Raw genomic sequence first — 15,540 nt, 5'->3', positions numbered from 1 at the left:
CCTCTACTTCTAAGTAAACAGTTGACGGAGTTGGATTGAAAACCGCATTACTATGTTTAATTATGATGATTTCAACGGCGACTCAAGCAGCCACAGATACGCCAAAAGTTATGCATTTCAATCAACCGCCAAAGACCCCGCAAGCACTCTATGTAATTGAACTTATGGGAATGGTTTATCAATCTCTCGACATAGAGCTACGCCTTGAAGAATTTAATCACAAAGGCTCTCTAATTGCAGCTAATGCAGGAAACCTAGATGGACAGTTAGCTCGAGTTGCGAGCGTGGAAAAGGAGTATCCAAACTTGCGTCGTGTTGATTACCCGTTATTTCAGTTTAACTTGCAGCTATTCACCCTTTGTGGCGATTGTAAACTTAGGGAGCTTCAATCCTTAACGGTTCGCAGCGGCTATCCTGTAGCGACCACATATTTGGCTGAGCACCAAATCCAAGCTTATGTTATCGGGGTGAAAAGCGCGGTCGCACAACTCAATTTAGTCATGCAGAAGCAAGTTGAAGGAGCACTTATTCTCGACTTTCACTTGAAACCACATTTAAAAAATATCAATGAAGAAACCCTACAAATAAAAAATTTAGCCGTCGTTGAGAGCTTTCACTTCGTGCATAAGCGCAATGAACACTTAATTCCACTGATTAAAGCAAAATTAGAGGAGTTTGAACGCGAAGGGGTGATACAAATGCTCAAAGCTAAATATCAAATTTAAAGTTTTCTCCTGTTTGCTCATCTGCTTGCTCCGTTTTTGATTTACGTTGTAAGTACCTTTTATATCGTTGCTGACACAGCGCAATAACTTTACGTTTTTGCTCGTTATTAAGATTATTCCACTCAAAGCGCTCTTCGCGACTGCGATAGCAACCTTTACAATAACCGCGATTATTTACCTGACAGATCCCCTTACACGGACTTGGGATCTCAAATATCTCAATTTGTTCCATGTACACTCAACACTTTTGCCCCTTTTCTAAGCATACTGTTTAGTAACTAGTCTGCCAAGGTTATAAAGAGCGAGTTACAACCTAGGGTCCCAAAAACAAAAAAACCCAGCACAAGGCTGGGTTTTTGAAAGCTCAGAAAAACTTACTTTTTCTTCACTGCTTTTTTGTTTGGAAGGTCAGTGATTGAACCTTCGAAGATTTCAGCAGCTAGACCGATTGACTCGTTCAACGTTGGGTGAGCGTGGATAGTAAGCGCTAGGTCTTCACCGTCAGCACCCATCTCTACTGCTAGGCCAATTTCACCAAGCATTTCACCTGCATTGATACCAACCATGGCACCACCGATCACACGACCTGACTCTTTATCAAAGATAAGCTTAGTAGAACCTTCAGTACGTGCAGAAGCGATTGCACGACCAGAAGCAGCCCACGGGAATACCGCAGTTTCAATGCTTAGACCTTGCTCTTTTGCTTCTTTCTCAGTCACACCAACCCAAGCGATTTCTGGATCTGTATATGCAATTGAAGGAATACACTTAGGATCGAAGTAATGCTTCTTACCAGAGATAACTTCAGCAGCAACGTGACCTTCATGAACCGCTTTGTGTGCAAGCATAGGTTGACCTACGATGTCACCGATAGCGAAGATGTGATCAACGTTGGTTTTCATTTGCTTGTCAGTGCTGATAAAGCCACGCTCATCAACATTTACGCCCGCTTTGTCAGCGTCGATTAGCTTACCATTTGGTGTACGACCAACAGCAACTAGTACTTTGTCATAACGAACTTGGCCTTCTGGTGCTTGCTTGCCTTCGAAAGATACGTAGATACCGTCTTCTTTCGCTTCAACAGCAACAACTTTAGTAGAAAGCATCACGTTAAACTTGTCTTTAACGTACTTTTGGTAAATCTTGATAACGTCTTTGTCAGCCGCTGGTACTAGTTGATCAGCAAACTCAACTACGTCAATCGCTGACCCTAGTGAACGGTAAACAGTACCCATCTCAAGACCAATGATACCACCACCTAGTACAAGTAGCTTTTCAGGCACGTCTTTAAGCTCAAGTGCACCTGTAGAGTCGATGATACGCTCGTCTTCAGGAATGAAAGGTAGGCTTACAGGCTGAGAACCCGCTGCAATGATTGCGTTATCAAAGGTCACTGTTTTTGCACCGTCAGCACCTTCAACAGCGATAGTGTTAGAACCTGTGAACTTACCGTAGCCGTTAACTACAGTTACTTTACGCATCTTAGCCATTCCGCCAAGACCACCTGTAAGTTGACCGATCACAGACTCTTTCCATGAACGGATTTTGTCTAGGTCAATTTGTGGAGCACCGAAAGAAACACCGTGAGAAGCCATTTCTGCTGCATCGTCAATTACCTTTGCAACGTGAAGAAGGGCTTTTGAAGGGATACAACCAACGTTCAAGCACACACCACCTAGCGTGTCGCGAGATTCGATTAGTGTAACGTCTAAACCTAAGTCTGCTGCACGGAATGCTGCAGAGTAACCACCAGGACCACCGCCTAGTACAACAACTTGAGTTTTGATTTCGTTGCTCATGTTATTACCTTAACTGTTATTTGAACGGGTTTACTCGTCGAGAGTAGCCGACCCAAAGTGCCTGCCAAACACCCGATTCGGGGCACAGGGCAGAGAGAGTTATTATTGCTCGAAAGTGTATCATTCACACTCTCTATTGTCCCGCCTAATTATCAAGCGGAACAATAAAATACAAGAAAACCGCATCACCTAAGTCATGCGGTTTCTATTCTTACATTACTAGCTGGCGAATATCGCTTAAGTAGTTTGCAAGTGTCACAGTAAAGCGAGCTGCTAGTGCGCCGTCAATGACACGATGGTCGTATGAACAGCTTAGCGGCACCATTAGGCGCGGCTCAAACTCTTTACCATTCCATTTCGGTTTGAAGTCTGACTTAGAAACACCAAGAATCGCAACTTCAGGAGCATTAACGATTGGCGTAAACGCCGTACCGCCGATACCGCCTAGGCTTGAGATAGTGAAACAGCCGCCCTGCATATCAGCAGACGTCAGTTTACCGTCACGTGCTTTCTTAGAAATTTCCATCAACTCGCGTGATATCTCAATGATGCCTTTCTTGTTCACGTCGCGAACAACAGGAACCACTAGACCATTTGGTGTATCAACCGCGATACCGATGTGAACATATTTCTTCAAGATTAAGCTCTCACCATCTTCAGATAGTGAAGAGTTAAACGTTGGGAACTCTTCAAGTGCTTTTGCAGCCGCTTTCATCACGAATACTAATGGCGTGATCTTCACACCCATTTTCTTCTTCTCAGCTAGCACATTCTGTTCTTTACGGAACGCTTCAAGCTCAGTGATATCTGCTTCGTCAAACTGCGTAACATGTGGGATTTGTACCCAGTTACGATGAAGGTTTGCACCCGATAGCTTATTGATGCGAGAAAGTTTCTTCTCTTCTATTTCACCAAACTTGCTGAAATCTACTTTTGGCCAAGGAATAAGACCAAGCTCACCGCCGCCAGTGTTGCCACCTTTTGCGATTTGACCAGATTCAACTTGCTTAACCAGCTCTTTCACGTAGTTTTGTACGTCTTCTTTTAGTACACGGTTCTTACGACCTGTACCTTTAACGCGAGCTAGGTTAACGCCAAACTCACGCGCTAAACGACGTACCACAGGTGAGGCGTGGGCATACTGATCATTGGCCACAAAATCATCTTTTTGTGCAGAGGCTTTTGGTGCTTCAGATTTTGCCGCTGAAGCCGCAGGCTGAGCTGGTTTTGCTTCAGTTTTAGCTGCTGCCTGAGGTGCTGGTACCGCGCCTTTCACTTCGAATACGAAGATTAAAGAACCCGTTGATACTTTGTCGCCGGCATTGACTTTGATCTCTTTAATCGTACCTGCAAACGGAGCTGGTACTTCCATTGAGGCTTTGTCGCCTTCAACCGTGATAAGCGATTGCTCTTCTTCAACGCTGTCGCCAACAGCAACCATGATTTCAGTAACTTCAACTTCGTCGCCACCGATATCTGGTACATGCACTTCTTTTTCAGCTGATGCAGCAGGTGCTTGCTCTTGAGCAGGCGCTTCTGCAGCTTCGTTAGTCGCAGGTGCGTCACCGCTACCTGCCACTTCGAAGATGAAGATCAATGAACCGGTTGACACTTTGTCACCCGCGTTGATTTTCACTTCTTTGATAGTACCTGCAAATGGTGCTGGTACTTCCATTGAAGCCTTGTCGCCTTCAACCGTGATAAGCGATTGCTCTTCTTCAACAACATCGCCCGCAGCTACTAAGATTTCAGTTACTTCAACTTCATCGCCACCAATATCTGGTACGTGAACTTCTTTCACTTCTGTCTTGCCAGAGGCGTTTGCTTCTGGCTTAGCTTCTTCTGCTGGTTGCTCTGCCGGTGCTTCTTCACCTGCCGCTTCAAAAACCATGATCAAAGAGCCAGTCGATACTTTATCGCCTTCCGCTATTTTGATTTCTTTAACTGTTCCCGCCACAGAGGCAGGTACTTCCATTGATGCTTTGTCGCCTTCAACAGTGATAAGCGATTGCTCTTCTGCAACCGTGTCACCTACGCTTACTAGGATCTCGGTTACTTCAACCTCATCGGCACCAATATCTGGAACATGAATTTCGATTGCCATCACTCGTCCTCTTATGCGTAAAGTGGGTTAGTTTTGGTGGTGTCGATATCAAATTTCTTGATAGCGTCAGTCACTACTGATTTTTCAACTTTGCCTTGCTTAACTAGCTCGCCAAGTGCAGCAACTACCACGTAACCGGCATTCACTTCAAAGTGACGACGTAGGTTTTCACGGCTGTCTGAACGACCGTAACCGTCTGTGCCAAGTACTTTGTAAGATGCGCTTGGCATAAATGCACGTACTTGATCAGCGTAGTTTTTCATGTAATCCGTAGCAGCAATTGCTGGCGCGTCACCAAGTACGCTGGTGATATAAGCCACTTTTTGCTCTGCTTCTGGGTTAAGCATGTTGAAACGCTCTGCATCTTGACCGTCACGAGCAAGCTCGTTAAAAGACGTTACAGAGAATACGTCTGAACCGATACCGTAGTCGTCGCTTAGGATCTGCGCCGCTTTACGTACTTCGTTCAGAATAGTACCCGAGCCCATTAGCTGAACCTGTGCTTTGTCGCCTGTGTAGCTTTCAAGCTTGTAAATACCCTTACGAATACCTTCTTCAGCGCCTTCAGGCATTGCTGGCATATGGTAGTTTTCGTTCATGAGCGTTAGGTAGTAGAACACGTTCTCTTGCTCTGGACCGTACATACGACGGATACCATCTTGTAGAATAACCGCTACTTCAAATGCAAACGTTGGGTCGTAAGAAATACAGTTAGGCACTGTACCTGCTTGAATGTGTGAGTGACCATCTTCGTGCTGTAGACCTTCACCATTTAGCGTTGTACGACCGGCAGTTGCCCCTAATAGGAAGCCACGCGCTTGTTGGTCGCCCGCCATCCACGCCATATCACCTACACGTTGGAAACCAAACATTGAGTAGTAGATATAGAACGGGATCATTGGTAGGTCGTTCGTGCTGTATGACGTTGCCGCTGCAACCCATGAAGACATCGCGCCTAGCTCATTGATACCTTCTTGTAGTACCTGACCTGACGTTGCTTCTTTGTAGTAAGAAACGATATCGCGGTCTTCTGGGCTGTAGTTTTGGCCGTGCGGGTTGTAAATACCGATTTGACGGAATAAACCTTCCATACCAAAGGTACGTGCTTCATCAGCAATAATTGGAACAATGCTCTTGCCGATATTCTTGTCTTTTAACAAGATATTAAGCGCACGAACGTATGCCATTGTGGTTGAGATATCACGCTTTTGTTCTTCTAGAAGCGGTTTAAATGCATCTAGTTCAGGTAGCGTAAGCGTTTCTGTGAAGTTAGGTAAACGCTTAGGTGTATAACCGTGAAGCGCGTTACGGCGGGCATGTAGATATTCGTGCTCTTTTGACCCTTCTTCTAGCGTCAAGTAAGGTAGCTCTTGTAATTGCTCATCAGATACCAAGTCATCTAGGCCTAGACGTGAACGTAGGTGTGCTACGTGTGTCATGTCCATTTTCTTAACTTGGTGAGCAATGTTTTTGCCTTCAGCCGCAGCGCCCATGCCGTAACCTTTTACCGTTTTAGCTAGGATAACCGTTGGACGACCTTTGGTTTCTTGTGCCGCTTTAAATGCAGCGAATAGTTTAGATGGCTCATGACCACCGCGCTTTAACGCGAAGATTTCATCGTCAGTCATATCAGCAACAAGCGCTGCTGTTTCTGGGTAACGACCGAAGAAGTGTTCACGTACGAAGGCACCATCTTTTGCTTTGTAAGTTTGGTAATCACCGTCAACTGTTTCATTCATCAGTTGCAGCAATTTACCCGTAGTATCTTTGGCAAGTAGCTTATCCCAACCAGAACCCCAAACGACTTTGATCACGTTCCAACCAGCACCTTTAAATAGGCCTTCTAGTTCTTGGATGATCTTACCGTTACCCATTACTGGGCCGTCAAGACGCTGTAGGTTACAGTTGATTAGGTAGCATAGGTTGTCTAGCTTTTCACGGGCAGCGAAAGAAATCGCACCACGTGATTCTGGCTCGTCCATTTCACCATCACCAAGGAAGGCGTAAACGCGTTGCTCAGACGTATCTTTTAGACCACGGCCATCTAGGTATTTAAGAAAACGCGCTTGGTAGATAGACGCGATTGGACCTAGACCCATAGAAACCGTTGGGAACTGCCAGAATTCAGGCATTAACTTAGGGTGTGGGTATGAAGAAATACCGTTACCATCTACTTCCTGACGGAAGTTATCTAGCTGCTCAGCGCTTAGGCGGCCTTCAACAAATGCACGAGCATAAATGCCCGGAGAGATGTGGCCTTGGTAATACACTAAGTCACCACCGTCTTTCTCGTTTGGTGCACGGAAGAAGTGGTTGAAACACATTTCATAGAATGCAGCTGACGACTGGTAAGAGGCCATATGCCCGCCCAGCTCAAGATCTTTCTTCGAAGCACGAAGTACGATCATAATAGCATTCCAACGGATGATAGAGCGAATACGACGCTCAAGGTTCACATCCCCTGGATACGCAGGTTCTTGATCTGCTGGGATAGTGTTGACATAGTTAGTCGTAGTGCCTGTTGGCATATCTACGCCATCAAGACGCGCTTGCTCTAATACTTGCTCTAACAAGAACTGAGCGCGCTCTACGCCTTCTTCTTTTACGACCGACTCAAGCGCCTGTAACCATTCTTGGGTTTCTAGCGCGTCTACGTCAATTTTATTGACTTCAGACATATGGAGTGTTCCTTATGTTTAAAATACGAATTTATTCTATTTGTGCCAATTCTTACTGAATCAAGTCCGATTACTGCTGTTTTGTTCTACGCAGTGAACGTTCTATTCGCGAACGCTCTTTACCGGCTTCTAATAACGCTTCTTCGATAAAGGCTAAGTGGGCGTTACTAGCAAGTCTTGCTTGTTCAGGGTTACCATTGATCACCGCATCTAATAACAACTTTCTGTGCTCACCGAGCTGCTCACTCACGTCTGATTTTTGCACCAAGACCGTTAAGTTTTGCAACACGTTTTGCTCAAGCAGTGACTGCATCCCTTTTACAAGATGAAGCAGGACGACGTTATGTGACGCTTCTGCAACGGCAAAGTGAAAAGCATTAATTGCCCTTGCCTTTTGCATCAAGTCATCACCTATCTCTGCAATACTGTCAAAGCTTTGTTGTACCTTTGCAAAGTCATTCTCTGTGCCCCTGAGTGCCGCATAATAGGCGGCGATGCCTTCTAATGCATGACGAAACTCAAGTAAATCAAACTGAGATTCTGGATGCTTACTGATCAAGTCGAATAACGGATCAGTCAGCCCTTCTTCTAGCTGATTTTTAACATACGTGCCACCACCTTGACGACGGGTAACAAGCCCCTTAGCTTCCAATTTCTGGATAGCCTCACGAAGTGATGGACGCGACACTTCAAACTGCTTAGCTAGTTCACGCTCAGGCGGCAACTTTGCACCGGGTAATAACGAGCCCTCGAGGATCATATTCTCAAGCTGTTCTAGTATTACGTCGGATAATTTTGCTGCTTTAATCTTTAAAGACATTGAAATAACGCCAATTTTTTATGATGTGACCTAGCCAGACCGCTGACTTATTTTAATCAATTTGGTAAGAATTAACTTCATAGGTAAATTGGTCATACCAAATTTGCACAATACGTTATCAAAATCCATGACAACTGTCAAAATTCAGCCCAATTCAATAATTAGCTGAGTGTAAAAACAACAGTTGGCGTGCATAAACTTTAACCAAGAATCGGGAAAATTTAAAAGACGATTTAAATGGTCAGACCAGATGGATATGTACCATTTAACGTAAAATCAAGCTGCCGGAAAGGTGGTTTGGATAAGGCAAGTCTAAATCTAAAGCAGCCAATGACGATTCAAGATAGTCTTTACGATTGTTGGCTGCAAAGCATGCTCTAAAATCCCACTGAATACACTATTAGGCTTTACGTGTAATAACATTCTTTATGCTTTATAACCGTCAAAATAGCCAACAGGCTATGAAAAACATTAAAAACAAATTTAGATTCTAACTTATGAATGATTTCGCAACGGATCAGGACATTATTTGGTTTTAGCAAAACCAAAAAGCAATCAATCGGTAAACACACGAGAGCAGCGAGCACGATACTGAGCAACATAGTCTTCATCCGCCCATAGTTTTTTAAGCCCTTCGTTATACAACTCGACATATTCACTATGATGCTTATTGATAAGCAAATAGCCTTTTTGGATAAAAGCAGGGATCGCTTGCGCAGCTAATAACTCCGCTTCTTCCGCAGGCAGTTCCTGCTGATAGGACTTCGCCGATTTTTCGTCCATAATCATAATATCTGCACGGTTTCGTAGGATCAGTGCCACATTTTTACTGGTATACGTGGCATATGAAGTTTTGATTTCAAGCGTCTCTATCGCCTCTAGCAGAGAAGGCGGATAAGTTAACCCTTGATTGAGCAACAATCTAAATGGCTTGAGATCTGCGTAACTCGTATAGGTAAACGCTAAATCTCGATGATGATAAAAGCGTGCTGTTTCTTCAGTGAGTGGGTATTGAGTGTAAATATAGTCTTTGCTCCTTTGCTCGCTGTAATACCAATAAGCACTACCAATGTAAGCCGCCTTCATTCCCTCTTGATAGGCGCGTTCCCAAGGCATAAATAAAAATCGGACTTTGATATCAGAGAGCGCAAAGACATCTCGGATCACAGCAGCCACACAGCCTTGATCTTGTTTCGCTTGATCTAAGTACGGCGGCCATTGCCCCGTCGTAATATTCACCTGAGTATCAAGCGCGCTCGCACTCCCGCTCACACAACACAGTAAAATCAACGGCCAAACTACTTTCATCTGTATGCTCTGTTATTTTTTCAAAAAGTATAGGCAACGAATTAGATTATGGGTACATTGTTGTAGAAAAAAGAATGGAAAATCATGCAAATGATATGCTATGACACACTAAAGTAGATGTTATTTAATGCCATGGGAGTAAGCCGATAATCAAATTACCCATTGCCAAGTTTACCGATAATCGAGTATAACCAGAGTCTCTGGGCATGTATTACACAAGGATATCACTTTGGTTTGGCGGGTCTTTGTCCTACTACTTATCATCACGCTGATATTGTTTGCGCTTTATTTTATCTACCCAAGTGCAGCAGCAAACTCGATGAGGTCTATCAAACCTTTATTGACTGAATTAGGCATACAGCTAGACACCCATACCGAAAAACGTTTAAGTCAGCCAGACACCACTCCTCACCTAACGGTTGCACCACCAAAAGTAACAAGACAGCAGCTACCTGAAATACCAGAAAAAACCTTTTATAACCTAAATGGGCACAGTGATCTTGTTAATATGTTCAGCGGTATCTCAACACCTACCTGCGGGGTACTAAAGCGCGAAGTATTTTCCTTGCAAACGCAATTCAACGACATTGAAAATTTTAAACTCAATCTAACGGGTGAACCCGTGAGCCCTCATGTTGAGTATCAGGCGCAGCAAGCCCTCAACGTGGTGTATATGATGTTTAAGCACTTTTTTAACCAGTTAGCGCATAAAAAAGCCTTATCTCCCATCCAGTTGAACATGCATATTGCCGCCAATGACGCTGACTACAATGAGCTAATCCTCTCTCGCGATGCCGAGCCCGCTGGCACCTTGGGCATGTACTTCTTGTTTCAAAACCAAGGCTTTATCAATGGCGGTCGCACTGAAGAAGAAACGCTAAGAACGCTCATTCACGAGTCCGTGCACGCCCTAGTTTTTTACTATTTCGGCGTAACCCCTCGATGGGTAACGGAAGGCTTAGCCGAGTATTTTGAGCACCTAAGAATTACCGAAACAGGTCAATTTTCAGTTTACCTCTCTGACGAAGATTGGTTAACGAAAGAAGGGATTTTGAAATCGCGCTTTGCCAAGCTTGATATTAACACCCTATTCAATAGCGAAAATCAGTGGCAAACCATGCAAAGTAACACCTTATATGCCAATAGTTATCTGTTTACGGGATTTATGGTCGAGCACAACAGCAACGCTTTTTTCGAGTATTTACGACAAGAAAGCAGCAATCCGTGCAATATTGTACCTGCACAAAACATCGAGCTACTCTTTCGTAATTTTAATGAAAATGTCGAATCACAATTTGAGGAATGGCGTAACACACCTCGCCAAATTCAACACGGCGCATGGCAATAACTCTCCCTGTGAGGGTATAGCAATTAAGCTGTTTGTAACAATGACAAAAACTATCAGCATAGCCTCCTAATTAGCATTGCAGATAGTTTTGTAGGGAGGCGGTTCACCCTCCGAGAAGTGTGCTTTTCGGGTAGTCGTAGCCCACGGATAGGCGTCGAAACCTGTCAGGAGGACGGGCTGAATTCACGATAAATTTCGAGAAATCAGCCGTTAGCAAAATAAACCTCCATGTTTAATATCAAAGCGCATCCATGTGCTCCTCGTTCATTCTTTTTAAACGACGAAAAAGAACGAACCAAGAAAACGTCGCCCCAACATCACACTTAATCCTCAAATCCTAAGCCGATATAGTGCAACCGTCTTGTAAGGCACGTCCCTGTACCAGACAAGACTTGGCCGACATCCTGTCGGCACATTGCATATCGGCTTATGCTTTTCGGGTGTGATGGAGGGGGAATAAAGTTGCTTGTGGAATTTCCACTTTCTCAGTAGCAATAGAGTAGTTTATAAGCTCAAAAGCGGCTCCAGCCTCACAGTGTAAATAGTGTTGTGGGAGGCGGTTTACCCGCCGAGAAGTTATGCTTTTCGGGTAGTCGTAGCCCATGAATGGGCTTCGAAACCTGCCAAAAGGACAGGCTGAATTCACGATAAATTTCGAGCAATCAGCCGTTAGCAAAATAAACCTCCATGTTTAATATCAAAACGCATCCATGCGCTCCTCGTTTATTTTTTTTAAACGACGAAAAAGAACGAACCAAGAAAACGTCGCCCCAGCATCACACTTAATCCTCAAATCCTAAGCCGATATAGTGCAACCGTCTTGTAAGGCACGTCCCTGTACCAGACAAGACTTGGCCGACATCCTGTCGGCACATTGCATATCGACTGATGCTTTTCGGGTGTGATGGAGGGGGAATAAAGTTGCTTGTGGAATTTCCACTTTCTCAGTAGCAATAGAGTAGTTTATAAGCTCAAAAGCGGCTCCAGCCTCACAGTGTAAATAGTGTTGTGGGAGGCGGTTTACCCGCCGAGAAGTTATGCTTTTCGGGTAGTCGTAGCCCATGAATGGGCTTCGAAACCTGCCAGAAGGACAGGCTGACTTCACGATAAATTTCGAGCAATCAGCCGTTAGCAAAATAAACCTCCATGTTTAATATCAAAGCGCATCCATGCGCTTCTCGTTCATTCTTTTTAAACGACGAAAAAGAACGAACCAAGAAAACGTCGCCCCAACATCACACTTAATCCTCAAATCCTAAGCCGATATAGTGCAACCGTCTTGTAAGGGTGAGGTTGCCAGAGCCACTGCCTTTAATCGTGATATTGCCTTGGCTTTGAATGAGTTGACTTCCCGCTGGGGCGGTGATGGTGAGATTGTTGTCTGCCTTGAGGTTGATATCACTTTGGATAACACTGCGATGGCTGCGACCCGCCTTAAGGGTGATATTTTGTGTGGCACTTAAGCCAAGGCTCTTGAATTTTGTGGTAAATATATCGAACAAAATATTGCACGATGTATATGCTAACTGTCATGTGCTGTCCTTTGCGTAGAACTGGTTTATAACTTGATTTCGGACTTTAAAAAGTCGTAATAAAAAAGCCCATCCTCTCCATGGTCTTCAAAAATTTCTTTCCCGGCTAACATATAGGCCTTAAGTAAAGCATTTTTACTGCGCTCTTTATCACCTAACTGATAATGACACTGGCCAGCTCTAAAGTGAATAAATGGGTTGTCGAGTGCTTCAGGGTAGTTTAATGCATCCAGCATTGAATCTAGGGATTGTTGATATTCATCAAGCATATAATAACTATCCCCAATAGATACTTTAAGCCAAACGGCTTGCTCCCAATCTTCATCTGGATCAGCGAGTAAATCGAAGGCTTTTTTCCAGAGTGTCATTGCGCCTTGAAAATCTTCTTCATCAAAAAGGTCATTGCCTTGCTCGCAATACTCTTCTATCTGGTCATGTACATTCATTGGTTATACTCATTAAAGAAGGTTTTGTATTTCTTAGGTTGTTCTACAAAGCATCTACCCCGTGAAATAGAATTGGCTTTAGCAAACCATTCATATGCTTGTTTAAACTCTCCTTGCTCAAAGTATAATGTACCTTTTAAAAATAATGGCCCATCATCATAGTCATTTAAATGGTCTGAGTCTAAAAGCTCATTAATAATATTATGGGCTTTTTCGTGTAAGCTTAATTCTCGATACATTTTACAAATTCCGGTAACAAAACTGAGAGTGACATCCCAATCAAATTTCGGTTCAGGTAATAACCTCCATGCTTCCTCAGCTTTTTCTTGGGCGATGTCAACATTTTTGACTTCTAATGCCTTGTATGCAGAAATGTAGAGAGCATCAATTTTATCGCGCAAGTCTATGGGTAAATTTTCCATTATCTTTCCTTATTTTTTAGGAGGTAAATATCTATCGTTAAGCTTAGCACCAGCAGAGCGGTTAATTGCGTAATGGTCGAGAGTATAATTATCAGGATCTAACATCCATTTTCGCACTTCCTTTGATTTTGCGCCGTATTGTCGGCCCGTAGTATTCCACCACTTTACTGCATCTGTCGGGTCATGAGCCATGTCTGCCTGAGATAGGGGGTACCATCTACCATTACTTGCTTTAAATTGAGTACCTTCGAATGATTCTCTTATTTTACCTTGCGCTTTCATTCTTGCAATGACTTCTTTACCGGTGCGAGATGTTTTACTTGGTGTTTTTCCAAGGTATTTCAAGCGGTTCGATATCTTACGAGCTTTCTTAGTTTTTGTATTATTTGAACTATTGTTTTTAGCCCCCGGTAACTCATTCCCTTTTGGTGGTTCCAACTCATCGGCTTTGGCTTTGGTGGGCTTATCGGTAACGCCTCGAATTGGTGGTTGACCTTGATATTCATCCAGTGCTTTATTAACTCGCTGCCCGATTTCTTGGGCGGCTTGTTGCATATGCTGGTCGATTTTGGGGGTGACCTCGTCTAGGCGTTTAACCGTGGCTTGCATGCCTTCGATGGCGGCGTCTGGGAGTAGTAGGTCGTAGTGCCAACTGCTAGACATTTCATCGAGTGAATCGCGCAGGCCTTTGACGATGTTTTTAACTTCCGTGGCGGATTGTTTTCCTAGGTCTTGCCAGCTAATGACTCATAGGTATTTAACAAAGTCGCCTTTACCAACTTTTCTTTGGGTAAAAAGCTGCATCGGCAATCTCCAGCTTTTAAGTGAATTATGGGCTAGTACATCGTCGTTATTGATAATCGATTACTTGGTCGATCATTTACTCCAAATGTAGCCAGTTTAAAAAGAACTGATCTGACTACAATATTCTATTCTTAGTCATTTAAAAGGAAAGGAAAGACTTATCTTCGTCTATTTTCGAGGCATGATCAGTTGCTTCATCTTCATCCGGCTGTAGCGCTTGAAAAAATGAAGATAGGTTCGTAGAAACCTCATAAAATTCCTGTTCGCTTTCACCACTTTCATGATCCCAGCAGTAGACTTTGAGATCTCTTTTTCCCAAACAAAGTTGATCGCCACCACAAGAGGAGCCAAAAATAAAATAGCCTTTTTGCTCAAGTTCTTCGTACATGGCATTTTTCTGGAGTATATTGTTATCTTGATTATCAATACCATAAAGAATTTCCACCGACTGATATCCATCATGATCAGTCAGTGGGGTGGCTTGATTAGGCTTAATTTTTGCACCAGAATCAAAAATAACTGATGAATTAAATAGTGAATAAAGTTCCTTTAGTTCATCTGGTATTTCGAACTTAAATCTATTTTCAAGCTCATTGATATCAATAACTTCATCGCTGCATTCATGCAAAGGTATCGCTCCAAGAGGGTCAAGAACATTCTTAATCATAACTTACTTTCCTTTTCTTAAATCAGAAGCTGATCCTATATGAGGTATATTACCATGCAATTTCGTAGGTATAAGCTGGATTATTGTAGCACTAGCGTGGTGTGGAGTTAAATCTAGCTTACTCAGCAATTGCCTAGCGGCATTTTTACTTTTCAGGCCTTTTTGATCAGCTATATATTTGTATACTTGACCAAAGTCTTGGCATGTACCATTTAATTCATTTGGTGCAAAGGCAATTTGGCCCTTAGACCATGGTGTAAAGTCAGGCCTACCATTTTTAAATATGATTGGCTGACCACCAGTAATTTCATTTACTTCTTTGAGTGTTGATTGCCACGTACCATCACCGTTTAACCATGAGTGGTGCACTTATTATCTGAATTTGGGGATCACTCCTCCATCAAGATCACAATAGATTTGTCTTGCTCTTTGGCATCTCGGAAAGTTCGGTAATAAGCATTTCGAACAATCTCATAAGCGTCTGGGTCTAAGTCGCCTTCGTTTTGCTCAACATATTTAACTAGCTGTTTACCATCATAAGAGTTAATATCGAAGTCTAGATTTTCTTCCATGACATCACTTAAATCGGTAATCATTTCTGAAGGAAAAAAGCCAAAAGAACCATTTATCTCGGCATCAGGAGCAATTAGGTGATTGGGAAAGTAGTGAAATGAACACGCCTCAATCAATTGGCTATTACCAGCAACTTTGTCCCACATGGAAATTGCAGGAATAAAGCCACGCATATTTAATTCAACCGTTTGCCAGCGAATTCCATTACTTAAAGTAATATCAATAAGTTGCTGGTATTTTTGCTGACTGCTTCCTGTTAGTGTTTTTGGAAAAACAGCTTCATCAATGAGATACAAATGAATTAGGCCACTCAT

At 43.2% G+C, this 15,540-nt stretch carries 15 protein-coding genes; 2 read left to right on the top strand and 13 right to left on the bottom strand.

What is annotated here, in order from left to right; genetic code table 11:
• Positions 1-35 precede the first annotated feature (35 nt).
• Entirely contained in the window at positions 36-725 is a 690-nt protein-coding gene (locus GSF13_RS09700; RefSeq protein WP_174170857.1) for a hypothetical protein, read from the top strand.
• Here GSF13_RS09700 and GSF13_RS09695 read toward each other — a convergent pair.
• From GSF13_RS09695 to GSF13_RS09670, 6 genes are all read right to left on the bottom strand, one after another.
• A complete protein-coding gene (locus GSF13_RS09695) occupies positions 709-957 on the bottom strand; it encodes a DUF1289 domain-containing protein (protein WP_010607388.1) in 249 nt (82 codons plus the stop codon). The two genes, GSF13_RS09700 and GSF13_RS09695, sit on opposite strands and share 17 nt — an antisense overlap.
• 142 nt (positions 958-1,099) lie before the next feature.
• On the bottom strand, positions 1,100-2,524 hold the full coding sequence (gene lpdA, locus GSF13_RS09690) for a dihydrolipoyl dehydrogenase (RefSeq protein WP_010607389.1): 1,425 nt from the start codon (positions 2,522-2,524) through the stop codon (positions 1,100-1,102).
• 211 nt (positions 2,525-2,735) lie between these two features.
• Complete coding sequence (gene aceF / locus GSF13_RS09685) at positions 2,736-4,628, bottom strand: pyruvate dehydrogenase complex dihydrolipoyllysine-residue acetyltransferase (RefSeq protein ID WP_211868049.1); 1,893 nt, start codon at positions 4,626-4,628, stop codon at positions 2,736-2,738.
• Positions 4,629-4,639: 11 nt separating this feature from the next.
• Entirely contained in the window at positions 4,640-7,306 is a 2,667-nt protein-coding gene (gene aceE / locus GSF13_RS09680; RefSeq protein ID WP_206471282.1) for a pyruvate dehydrogenase (acetyl-transferring), homodimeric type, read from the bottom strand.
• Positions 7,307-7,376: 70 nt separating this feature from the next.
• Positions 7,377-8,126, bottom strand: coding sequence for a pyruvate dehydrogenase complex transcriptional repressor PdhR (gene pdhR, locus GSF13_RS09675; protein WP_010607393.1), 750 nt, complete (start codon positions 8,124-8,126; stop codon positions 7,377-7,379).
• A 555-nt stretch (positions 8,127-8,681) separates the two neighbouring features.
• Positions 8,682-9,434 carry a transporter substrate-binding domain-containing protein gene (locus GSF13_RS09670; protein ID WP_206471283.1) on the bottom strand — a complete coding sequence of 251 codons (753 nt, stop codon included), beginning with the start codon at positions 9,432-9,434 and terminating at the stop codon, positions 8,682-8,684.
• A gap of 319 nt (positions 9,435-9,753) precedes the next feature.
• Between GSF13_RS09670 and GSF13_RS09665 the strand changes: the two genes are divergently transcribed.
• Positions 9,754-10,782, top strand: coding sequence for a DUF1570 domain-containing protein (locus GSF13_RS09665; protein ID WP_249122758.1), 1,029 nt, complete (start codon positions 9,754-9,756; stop codon positions 10,780-10,782).
• A gap of 1,241 nt (positions 10,783-12,023) precedes the next feature.
• Here the strand turns inward: GSF13_RS09665 and GSF13_RS09660 are convergent.
• The 7 genes from GSF13_RS09660 to GSF13_RS09630 all read right to left on the bottom strand — a co-directional run bounded on the left by GSF13_RS09660 (position 12,024) and on the right by GSF13_RS09630 (position 15,540).
• Positions 12,024-12,284, bottom strand: coding sequence for a hypothetical protein (locus GSF13_RS09660; RefSeq protein WP_211868045.1), 261 nt, complete (start codon positions 12,282-12,284; stop codon positions 12,024-12,026).
• A gap of 56 nt (positions 12,285-12,340) precedes the next feature.
• Entirely contained in the window at positions 12,341-12,760 is a 420-nt protein-coding gene (locus GSF13_RS09655) for a hypothetical protein (protein WP_039491886.1), read from the bottom strand.
• Positions 12,757-13,182 carry a tetratricopeptide repeat protein gene (locus GSF13_RS09650; RefSeq protein ID WP_211868043.1) on the bottom strand — a complete coding sequence of 142 codons (426 nt, stop codon included), beginning with the start codon at positions 13,180-13,182 and terminating at the stop codon, positions 12,757-12,759. The genes GSF13_RS09655 and GSF13_RS09650 overlap by 4 nt, the downstream gene beginning before the upstream one ends.
• A gap of 9 nt (positions 13,183-13,191) precedes the next feature.
• Positions 13,192-13,845 carry a GH-E family nuclease gene (locus tag GSF13_RS09645; RefSeq protein ID WP_211868041.1) on the bottom strand — a complete coding sequence of 218 codons (654 nt, stop codon included), beginning with the start codon at positions 13,843-13,845 and terminating at the stop codon, positions 13,192-13,194.
• Between the two features lie 280 nt (positions 13,846-14,125).
• Positions 14,126-14,653: an SMI1/KNR4 family protein gene (locus GSF13_RS09640; protein ID WP_211868039.1), complete on the bottom strand. Its 528-nt coding sequence runs from the start codon at positions 14,651-14,653 to the stop codon at positions 14,126-14,128.
• Between the two features lie 3 nt (positions 14,654-14,656).
• Positions 14,657-15,022, bottom strand: a complete 366-nt coding sequence (locus tag GSF13_RS09635; RefSeq protein ID WP_206473750.1) for an HNH endonuclease — start codon at positions 15,020-15,022, stop codon at positions 14,657-14,659.
• A gap of 20 nt (positions 15,023-15,042) precedes the next feature.
• The gene (locus GSF13_RS09630) at positions 15,043-15,540 is read right to left on the bottom strand and encodes a hypothetical protein (RefSeq protein ID WP_069023622.1); all 498 of its coding nucleotides are present in this window, start codon (positions 15,538-15,540) and stop codon (positions 15,043-15,045) included.

The sequence above is a fragment of the Pseudoalteromonas sp. M8 genome (assembly GCF_018141365.1).
In the GTDB taxonomy this organism is placed as follows: domain Bacteria; phylum Pseudomonadota; class Gammaproteobacteria; order Enterobacterales; family Alteromonadaceae; genus Pseudoalteromonas.
Note: the sequence above shows the minus strand (reverse complement) of the source record. Positions and strands in the feature narration are given on the sequence as shown.

Bases quoted from the DNA above. Each gene is read 5' to 3' on its own strand.
- aceF (WP_211868049.1), bottom strand. From the start codon at position 4,628: ATGGCAATCGAAATTCATGTTCCAGATATTGGTGCCGATGAGGTTGAA.
- GSF13_RS09695 (WP_010607388.1), bottom strand. From the start codon at position 957: ATGGAACAAATTGAGATATTTGAGATCCCAAGTCCGTGTAAGGGGATC.
- GSF13_RS09645 (WP_211868041.1), bottom strand. From the start codon at position 13,845: ATGTCTAGCAGTTGGCACTACGACCTACTACTCCCAGACGCCGCCATC.
- GSF13_RS09650 (WP_211868043.1), bottom strand. From the start codon at position 13,182: ATGGAAAATTTACCCATAGACTTGCGCGATAAAATTGATGCTCTCTAC.
- GSF13_RS09670 (WP_206471283.1), bottom strand. From the start codon at position 9,434: ATGAAAGTAGTTTGGCCGTTGATTTTACTGTGTTGTGTGAGCGGGAGT.
- lpdA (WP_010607389.1), bottom strand. From the start codon at position 2,524: ATGAGCAACGAAATCAAAACTCAAGTTGTTGTACTAGGCGGTGGTCCT.
- GSF13_RS09640 (WP_211868039.1), bottom strand. From the start codon at position 14,653: ATGATTAAGAATGTTCTTGACCCTCTTGGAGCGATACCTTTGCATGAA.
- GSF13_RS09655 (WP_039491886.1), bottom strand. From the start codon at position 12,760: ATGAATGTACATGACCAGATAGAAGAGTATTGCGAGCAAGGCAATGAC.
- pdhR (WP_010607393.1), bottom strand. From the start codon at position 8,126: ATGTCTTTAAAGATTAAAGCAGCAAAATTATCCGACGTAATACTAGAA.
- aceE (WP_206471282.1), bottom strand. From the start codon at position 7,306: ATGTCTGAAGTCAATAAAATTGACGTAGACGCGCTAGAAACCCAAGAA.
- GSF13_RS09665 (WP_249122758.1), top strand. From the start codon at position 9,754: ATGAGGTCTATCAAACCTTTATTGACTGAATTAGGCATACAGCTAGAC.
- GSF13_RS09630 (WP_069023622.1), bottom strand. From the start codon at position 15,540: ATGAGTGGCCTAATTCATTTGTATCTCATTGATGAAGCTGTTTTTCCA.